This is a genomic window from Frankia sp. AgKG'84/4 (assembly GCF_023242965.2).
Classification (GTDB): domain Bacteria; phylum Actinomycetota; class Actinomycetes; order Frankiales; family Frankiaceae; genus Frankia.
In genome coordinates, this window is the sequence record NZ_JALKFU020000201.1 from 1 (window position 1) to 8,558 (window position 8,558).

The 8,558-nt window shown below is 72.1% G+C and carries 7 protein-coding genes and 1 tRNA gene; all 8 read right to left on the reverse strand.

Annotated elements, in window-relative coordinates; genetic code table 11:
- A partial coding sequence (locus MXD58_RS14020; protein WP_250609384.1) for a hypothetical protein occupies positions 1 to 608 on the reverse strand: 608 nt, incomplete at its 3' end.
- Positions 609 to 721: 113 nt separating this feature from the next.
- Positions 722 to 1,462: a Crp/Fnr family transcriptional regulator gene (locus MXD58_RS14025; protein WP_248839271.1), complete on the reverse strand. Its 741-nt coding sequence runs from the start codon at positions 1,460 to 1,462 to the stop codon at positions 722 to 724.
- A 250-nt stretch (positions 1,463 to 1,712) separates the two neighbouring features.
- Positions 1,713 to 2,681, reverse strand: a complete 969-nt coding sequence (locus tag MXD58_RS14030) for a pirin family protein (protein WP_248839272.1) — start codon at positions 2,679 to 2,681, stop codon at positions 1,713 to 1,715.
- Positions 2,682 to 2,831: 150 nt separating this feature from the next.
- Positions 2,832 to 3,968, reverse strand: coding sequence for an acyl-CoA dehydrogenase family protein (locus MXD58_RS14035; RefSeq protein ID WP_248839273.1), 1,137 nt, complete (start codon positions 3,966 to 3,968; stop codon positions 2,832 to 2,834).
- Between the two features lie 421 nt (positions 3,969 to 4,389).
- A tRNA-His gene (locus MXD58_RS14040) sits at positions 4,390 to 4,465 on the reverse strand.
- Between the two features lie 158 nt (positions 4,466 to 4,623).
- Positions 4,624 to 5,268, reverse strand: a complete 645-nt coding sequence (orn, locus tag MXD58_RS14045) for an oligoribonuclease (protein ID WP_248839274.1) — start codon at positions 5,266 to 5,268, stop codon at positions 4,624 to 4,626.
- Positions 5,269 to 5,278: 10 nt separating this feature from the next.
- On the reverse strand, positions 5,279 to 5,845 hold the full coding sequence (locus MXD58_RS14050; protein WP_248839275.1) for a hypothetical protein: 567 nt from the start codon (positions 5,843 to 5,845) through the stop codon (positions 5,279 to 5,281).
- A 537-nt stretch (positions 5,846 to 6,382) separates the two neighbouring features.
- Positions 6,383 to 8,558: endopeptidase La (gene lon, locus MXD58_RS14055; protein WP_250609385.1), on the reverse strand; the 2,176-nt coding region annotated here is incomplete at its 5' end.

The following is an 8,558-nucleotide window of genomic DNA, read 5'->3' on the forward strand; positions in this document are numbered from 1 at the left end:
GAGGTCTCCTGGTCGACGTCGACGGCCCCACTCGTTGCCCGTTGACCGCCTCGAGCTGGTGCCGCGGCCATCAGCAGCCAGGCGTCCGCGTGCTCGCCCGGCGCCAGCCGCACCCGCGTGCGCCGGAAATCGCGACCGCGCAGTCCTGGATAGTCGTGTTCGACCGCGTCGTCGAACAGCTCCATCGAGACGGCCACCGCGAGATCAGCGGTCGGGCCTGCGCGCAGTTCCGCGCGTAACTCGGGACAATCCCGTAAGGCGGCGACCTTTCGCACCGCACGCCCGCCGAAACCCGCATCGTCGAGCTGCGTGATTCCCTGGTGCAGGGCCATCCGCAGGCGAATCCGTTCCGTTCCCGCCGCCGCGTTCAACCGCGCCAGCGCCGAACGCGTCGCGCTGACGAAAGCGGCCACGAATCCGCCTTCGTCGATACCCGGCGGCAGCACCGCGACCTCGCCGCCGTTTTCGGCCGACGGATTCCAGTGCGCCCGCTCGAACTCGCCGAGCCCACGTTCACTCAGCTCCTCGACCACGACCTCGAGATTTCGGCGCCATCGAGGTGGGCGCAGCACGCCGGGCGTCGCGGCCGTGTCCTCGTCGATCGCCATCGCAAGGCACACCCGCCGGATTCCCGGTGGTCTTTCCCGCACGCTGAAACCTCCGTGAGTCGGGGCCACGGAGGATCAGTATCGGAGCGGGCGACGGCGATCGCCCCGTATTCTCACGGGTTCGCGGCCGCCGCGGCCCGCAGCGCCTCGATGTCCTGGATCTCGACCATGCGGTAGCCGGTCGCGAGCACCCCGCGCCTGCGCAGGTCCCGCAGGACCTTGTGCACGGTGGGCTCGGCGGCACCGACCAGGGCCGCCAGCTCCGGCTGGGTGAGCGACACCCCGACCGAGCGCCCGCCGTCCGGGGCCGCACCGCCGTAGGCCCGCTCCAGCTCGAGGATCACCCGTGCCACCCGGACGGCCACGGAGCAGCCGCCGAACTCGACGCGGCGCCGGGTAGCCGAGCGCAGCTTCGCCCCGATCGTGCTGCTCACGACCTGATGCGCGTCCGGATGCCGCCGCAGGAAGGCCACGAACACGTCCGCACGAATGACCTTCGCCAGCACCGCGCCGACGGAGGTGACGGTCGCCAGCCGGGGCTCGGAGTCCAGCCCGGCGAGCTCGCCGATGAGATCACCGCCGTGCCGGATCGCGAGCAGCGCGAAACCGCCGTTCTCCGTCGCCGCCGTCACCTTCGCCCAGCCGGTCAGCAGCACCACGACGAAATCGGTCTCGTCGCCCTCTCGCAGGACGGTTTCCTCGCTGGCGTACTCCCGATAGCTGCCGAGCTGGAGAATCTCCGTCCGTGCGTCCGTCGGAATCCGCCCGAGAACGCTTGCCGCCGGCCATTCCATCCGCCGCGGCAATGGTCCCCCCACCGGCCCGCTCACCGTCGGTCTGAGTTCCTGCAACATGACGCCCCCCTTGCCGCCCGCATCCGGCCGGCCGCCGGCGGCGCGGGCTACCGCAGCCGACCGTCCCACCCGCGCGGGCGAGTGGGACGGATGTTCCGCCAACGGCGCCGCCGTGTGTCGGGACCCCGTGATCCGACCACGATCCAGCATACGGTTGCCTTGTTGGAACGGCGCTATTCCTGACAGAAGGCGGACGGCCCGCCTGAATCGCGCGGCTGGTTCCGGGGCCCGCGGCGGGCGGACGACCAGATCAGACGCGGTGCGGCATGAGGGCGTTGGCGGGGATGACGCCGAGGCGGCCCGCCTGGTAGTCCGCGACCGCCTGGGCCAGCTCCGCGCGGGTGTTCATGACGAACGGCCCGTACGCCTCGACGTGCTCGCGGATCGGGCGACCACCCAGCACGAGGACCTCCAGGGCCGGCGTCACCGAATCCTGGCGGTCGTCCGCCGCGAGGGTGACGAGGTCGCCGGCGCCGAGAACGGCGAGCTGCCCACCCTCGATCGCCGTGGCCGCCGGACCCACCGTGCCACGCCCGCCGAGGACGTAGACCAGCGCGTTGAAGCCGGGGTTCCACGGCACGCCCACCGTCGCCCCCGGGCTTACCGTGGCGTGCACGACCGAGATCGGCGTGTGCGTCGAACCTGGACCCTGGTGACCGGCGACGTCACCGGCGATGACGCGGATCAGGGCGCCACCGTCCGGCGAGGCCGCGAGCACCACCTGGCCTGCCTCGAGGTTCTGGTAACGCGGCGGGGTGAACTTGTCCTGGGCGGGCAGGTTGACCCACAGCTGGACGCCGTGGAACAGCCCGCCGCGCACGACCAGCTCCTCCGGCGGCGTCTCGATGTGCAGGATGCCGGCGCCGGCCGTCATCCACTGCGTGGCGCCGTCGGTGATCAGGCCACCGCCGCCGTGCGAGTCCTGGTGCTGAAAGATCCCGTCGATCATGTAAGTGACGGTCTCGAAGCCGCGGTGGGGGTGCCACGGGGTGCCCTTGGGCTCGCCGGGACCGTAGTCGACCGCGCCCATCTGGTCCATGTGGATGAACGGGTCGAGGTCGGTCAGGCGCACGCCGGAGAACGCCCGGCGCACCGGGAACCCCTCTCCCTCGAACCCGCTCGGCGCAGTGATGATCTTCCGGACCGGCCGGTCGACGGCGCCGAGCGCCGGCTCGGCCAGACGCGGGAGCTGGACGGTATCGGCGGTGACGGCGGGCATGTCGTCCTCCTGGCTACACGTTCGGTCACCCGGCGGGATCGCCGCCGGCTCACAAGAAGTTGCAACCGCAACTACCTGTCGGCCTCAACCTCCGACCCACCCGGTTTCTTCCCAGCAGCAGGTCCCCTCACCACCCGCCGGCAGGGCCGGTCATCGTGGCAGGCCGAGGACCCGCTGGGCGACGATGGTGCGTTGGACCTGCTGGGTCCCGCCGAACAGGGACTGCGCCCGGGACCAGAAGTAGGCATCGAGCCAGGCATCGTCGGCCACCAGCGGCGACGCCCCCCGGAGATCCATGATCACATGGTTGAGGAGCTGGTCGGCCTCGGTGACGAGAAGCTTGTCGATCGAGCCCTCGGAACCGGGCAGGGAACCGTCCAGCCGGGAGGACAGCGTCCGGGCGACATGCAGGCGCAGGGCCTCCAGCGTCACCCAGGCGTGGGCGACCTGCCGCCGGCCGGACTCGTCGGTGACGACCCGGCCGGCTCGGATGTCCTCCTCCAACAGGGTGAGCATCCGCATCAGCCGGGCCACCCAGCCGATGTCACCGGGGCCACGCTCGTAGCCGAGGAGTTGCATGGCGATCGCCCAGCCCTGGCCCGGCTCGCCGAGCAGGTTCGCCGCGGGCACCTCGGCGCCGGCGAAGAACACCTCGGCGAACTCGCGGGAGCCGCCGGCGGTGACGATCGGGCGGCACTCGACACCGGGTGTGTCCAGCGGGACGAGCAGCATCGACAGGCCGCGGTGCGCCGGCGCGTCCGGTTCGGTCCGGCACAGCAGCAGGCACCACTGCGACCAGATGGCCTCGCTGGTCCAGATCTTCTGGCCGTCGACGGTGTAGATTTCGGCGCCGTCGCGGCCGGGGCCGCGGGTCCCCCGGGTGCGGACCGATGCGAGGTCACTGCCCGCGTTCGGTTCGCTGAAGCCCTGGCACCAGCGCTGCGTGCAGGCGAGCATGCCGGGCAGGTGCCGGGCCTTCTGCTCGTCCGAGCCGAACAGTCGGATGGCGTTGGTGATGTGGTGGATGGCGGGCGGCGGCGGGAAACCGCCGAGGCCGAGCTCATCGTTGAGGATCGCCTCGAACGTCGGCGGCAGGCCGCGACCGCCGTAGGCCCGGGGGAAGGCGAGCCCGACGTAGCCGCCGGCGGCGAGCGCGCGATGCCAGGCGCCGAGCGCCTCGACGCGGTCCTCCGGGTCCGACGGCAGTGGCGCCGGGCGGTGCGCCGCCAGCCAGGCACGAAGCTCCGCGCGGAACTCCGCCTCTGGCGCGGTGTCGAAGAAGTCCATCAGATGCTCCCCACCGGGGCTGGATGCGTCTCGCCGCCGGCCTGACCAGCTCCGTCCGGGGCCGCCGGCGTGAGCAGGTCCGCGCAGGTTCTGCGGCCCGACCCGATCGGCGTTCGCCAGGCCGGCGGCGCGGGCCAGCCGCCGGACGACGCCGAAGACCTGCGCCTGGGTCAGCGGCAGCCCGGCAGCGCCTTCGCCGGCACGCTCGCCCTACTCATCGCGACGTGGTGTTTCGCCGCCGGTGGGGTGCATAGCTGGGGTCAGGCGAGGCATGGGCCAGGCCGCACTGTCTTCGCCGTGCAGCGATTCGAGCTGGCGCGCGCACCGCGCTGGAGGCGCCTGGCGCTACCCGATGACCATGATCGGTGCTACCCGCACCGCGCTACCCGACCTAAAACGCCTGGTAGCGGCGGTGAAGACGTGGGGTGGATGACGGGACTTGAACCCGCGGCCACCGGGACCACAACCCGGTGCTCTACCAGCTGAGCTACACCCACCACGTGCAATGTCGGTGCCGGACGCGCCTGGCGGGACGGCTGGTGGCGAAACCATCAGCGCGGATCCCGGTTGTGGCACCTGGAGCGTCGTACCGAGCGAAGCCATCGTACCGGTCCCCAGTGCCGTTCGGGCAAGGGGGTTGTCAATGATGTGGAGATCAGGGCGCGTGGGTGGGGTCGGCGGCCAGGGCGGCGTGGGCGGCGTCCGTCTGGGCCCGAACCTCGGCCGCGATGGCGCGTGCCTCGTCGGTGCCGGGGCCGGGGGCGGGGACGAACAGGGCCGAGCGGTAGTACCGCAGCTCCTCGATGCTTTCCTGGATGTCGGCCAGGGCGCGGTGACCACCGCGTTTGGCGGGTGCGGCGTAGTAGGTCCGCACGTACCAGCGGCGGGCGAGCTCCTTGATCGACGAGACGTCGATCATCCGGTAGTGCAGGTGGGCGTCCAGCGACGGCATGTACCGGGCGAGGAACGTGCGGTCGGTGGCGATCGTGTTGCCGCACAGCGGCGCCTTGCGCGCCTCCGGGACCCGGGCGCGGACGTAGTCGAGCAGGGTCCGCTCCGCCTCGGCGAGCGACACGGTAGATCTGCGGACGGCTTCGGTCAGACCCGACGTCTGGTGCATCTCGCGGACCACCGGCACCATCGTGTCCAGGGCCTCGTCCGGCGCTGAGATCACCAGATCGATGCCTTGGTCGAGCACATTCAACTCACTGTCAGTAACCAGACAGGCGACTTCCAGTAGTAGGTCCGAACTGGCGTCCAGGCCCGTCATCTCGCAGTCGATCCACACCAGACGATCCATCCCGCTGACACTAGGGACTACTGCCCCCGCCGTCACGCGCACCCCCACTGGCGGCGCCGGAGGGTTGGGCGGCCGGCGACGGCCATGCACCGAAGGCGGCACTTTGATTACTCACCGTGAAGGAGATCGAGATCGCGGCGTTGGCGACCTCGGTCGGGATGGCGGTGAGGGTGTACTGGCCGTTGGGGACGGCAGTGGTCTGCCAGCCGCGGTCCTGCGGCGAGAAAATGTAGGGCGCGCGTCCCACCACGGTCAGAAAGGGTGAGATGGGGCCGTTGAGGACGTACTCGATCGAGCCGGAATACCGTTCGGACTCGATCTGGATCTGGCGGAACCCGTAGATCGTCTCGTCCTCGCGGATGCCGGTGAACGTGAGGCCGGCGTCCACCGGCGCCGTGCTGGCCATCGGCCCGAGCGGATCGACCGTGGCCGTGGGGGCCGGTGCGTCGACGGACAACGCATCGGATCCGCGACCGGCCACGTCACTGCGGCCGTACCCGTAGACCAGGACGGGCATCAGCACGAGCGCCGCAAGGAACAGCACCAGACCGATCCAGCCTCGTCGCAGGGAGTCCATCGGGCCCCTCCGCCGTCTCGGCACTGGAGCCGATCACTCTAGCCGGCGGCCGTAGGACGCGGGTAGCGGGGCCCACCCAAACAGGGGCACCCCGGACGAAAATGCGCGACCAGGCCAGCGGCGCCACACGACGGGTCGCGCCGCGCGCGCCACGCTCGCCCGGCGGGCCGGCTGCTGATGCAGCAGGCATCTCGGCCGACGGGTCAGCGGATGCGGCGGCGCCGGCCCGGTGGCCGGCTCGGTAGGTGCGCGGGGCCGCGGTTGTCGCGCGGGCGTTGACGCACCCCCCGGCGGCCGAGCGCGAGAATGCGCTCCTCTACAACGCGCTCCTGCCGAAGACAGCGGCGACGATCCACGCCCCGACCGTAACCGTGATCCGGCACTCCTGCGGCCTCGTCACATGCTGTTTACCTCGTCCACGGCGTGTCGCTCACGAGACGTGTACGACCTGTTTTCCGACCAGTCATCCGCCGCCGCCCAGACGCCGGTTCGGGCAGCCCGGGATGGGCCGCCCGAACCCGCGGGCAGGAGATCAGCTCAGGCCGCCAGCGCCTCCGGTGCCCGGCCGGCGTGGGCCGCGTAGGCCGGTTCCAACGCGAGGTCCAGCACCTCCCGGACCTCGGTCACCAGGTGGACAGTGAGCGCGTCGCGCACCGGCGCCGGCACGTCGTCCAGGTCGGGGCCGTTGCGCTGGGGCAGCAGCACGGTGGTGATGCCGGCCCGGTGCGCGGCGAGCAGCTTCTGCTTCACCCCGCCGATCGGCAGCACCCGCCCGGTCAGCGACACCTCCCCGGTCATCGCCACGTCCGCCCGGACCGGCCGGCCGGACAGCAGCGACGCCAGCGCGGTCGTCATGGTCACCCCGGCACTCGGGCCGTCCTTGGGCACGGCCCCCGCGGGGACGTGCACGTGGACGCCACGGTCGGCGAGGTCCCCGACGGGCAGCTCCAGCTCCACGCCGTGCGAACGCAGGTAGGACAGCGCGATCTGGGCCGATTCCTTCATCACGTCGCCGAGCTGGCCGGTCAGCGTGATGCCCGCGCCGCCCGTCTCCGGGTCGGCGAGCGACGCCTCGACGAACAGCACGTCGCCGCCGGCGCCGGTGACCGCGAGTCCGGTCGCCACGCCCGGCAGGGCGGTGCGCTCCGCCGACTCCGGGGTATGCCGGGGCCGGCCAAGGTAGCCGGTCAGGTCACCGACGTCGACCGCGACCGGCAGCGTGGCCTCGCCGAGCGCCGCCCGCGCCACGATCTTGCGCAGCAGCCGGCCGATCGAGCGTTCCAGGTCGCGCACGCCCGCCTCGCGGGTGTACTCACCGGCGATCGCGCCCAGCGCCCCATCGGTGACCGTGACGTCCCCGACGGCGAGGCCGGCCCGGTCGAGCTGGCGGCGCAGCAGGTGGTCGCGGGCGATCACGACCTTCTCCTCCTCGGTGTAGCCGTCGAGGCGGATGATCTCCATTCGGTCAAGCAGCGGCGCCGGGACCGCCTCCAGCACGTTCGCCGTGGCCAGGAAGAGCACGTCGGACAGATCCAGTTCCACCTCCAGGTAGTGATCCCGGAAGGTGTGGTTCTGCTCGGGGTCGAGCACCTCCAGCAGCGCCGCCGTCGGGTCGCCGCGGTAGTCGGCGGCGAGCTTGTCGACCTCGTCGAGCAGGACGACGGGGTTCATCGATCCGGCCTCGCGGATCGCCCGGACGATGCGCCCGGGCAGCGCGCCGACGTAGGTGCGCCGGTGGCCGCGGATCTCGGCCTCGTCGCGCACACCGCCGAGGGCCACCCGGACGAAGGACCGGCCCATCGCCCGCGCGATCGACTCACCGAGCGAGGTCTTGCCGACCCCGGGCGGCCCGGCCAGGGCCAGCACCGCGCCGCCGCCACGGCGGCCGCCGACGACACCGAGGCCCGCGTCGGCGCGGCGGCGACGCACCGCGAGGTGCTCGATGACGCGGTCCTTGACGTCGGAGAGCCCGGCGTGGTCCGCGTCGAGCACGGCGCGGGCCGCCGTGATGTCGTAGGTGTCCTCGGCGCGCACGGACCACGGCAGGTCGAGGACGGTGTCGAGCCAGGTGCGGATCCAGCCGCCCTCGGGCGAGGACTCGGCGGTCCGCTCCAGCTTGTCGACCTCCTTCACGGCCGCCGCACGCACCTTCTCGGGTAGGTTCGCGGCCTCGATCCGGGCGCGGTAGTCCGCCGGCTCGGAACCGCCACCGGCGCCCTCGGCGTCCGCACCGGCGCCGGTGAGCTCGCCCAGTTCCTTGCGGACGGCGTCGAGCTGGCGGCGCAGCAGGAACTCGCGCTGCTGGCGGTCCATGCCCTCCTGGACGTCGCGGCGGATCGTCTCGGCGACGTCGAGCTCGGCGAGATGCTCCTTCGTCCAGCCCAGCAGCCGATCCAGGCGCGCGCCGACCGCGGGAGTGCCGAGCAGTTCGATCTTCTGCGCGGTGCTCAGGTAGGCGGCGTAGCCAGCCGTGTCGGCCAGCGCGTCCGGCTCGGTGGCCGCCGGCAGAGCGTCGACGACCTGCCAGGCACCACGCTGGCGCAGCAGATCGGTGACGAGCGCGCGGTACTCCCTGGCCAGCCGATCGACCTCGGCGCCGTCCGCACCGGACGAGCCGGCGGGATCCTCGGCGACTTCGGCGACCTCGACCCACCGCACGCCCGCCGCGGCGGGAACGCCCGCCGGAGCGGGCCGCGCGGCACCCACGCGCACC

What these genes read in the sequence shown, in the direction of transcription:
- MXD58_RS14035 (WP_248839273.1), bottom strand. Translation starts at nt 3,968, where the DNA reads ATGGACTTCTTCGACACCGCGCCAGAGGCGGAGTTCCGCGCGGAGCTT.
- orn (WP_248839274.1), bottom strand. Translation starts at nt 5,268, where the DNA reads ATGGATCGTCTGGTGTGGATCGACTGCGAGATGACGGGCCTGGACGCC.
- MXD58_RS14030 (WP_248839272.1), bottom strand. Translation starts at nt 2,681, where the DNA reads ATGCCCGCCGTCACCGCCGATACCGTCCAGCTCCCGCGTCTGGCCGAG.
- MXD58_RS14050 (WP_248839275.1), bottom strand. Translation starts at nt 5,845, where the DNA reads ATGGACTCCCTGCGACGAGGCTGGATCGGTCTGGTGCTGTTCCTTGCG.
- MXD58_RS14025 (WP_248839271.1), bottom strand. Translation starts at nt 1,462, where the DNA reads ATGTTGCAGGAACTCAGACCGACGGTGAGCGGGCCGGTGGGGGGACCA.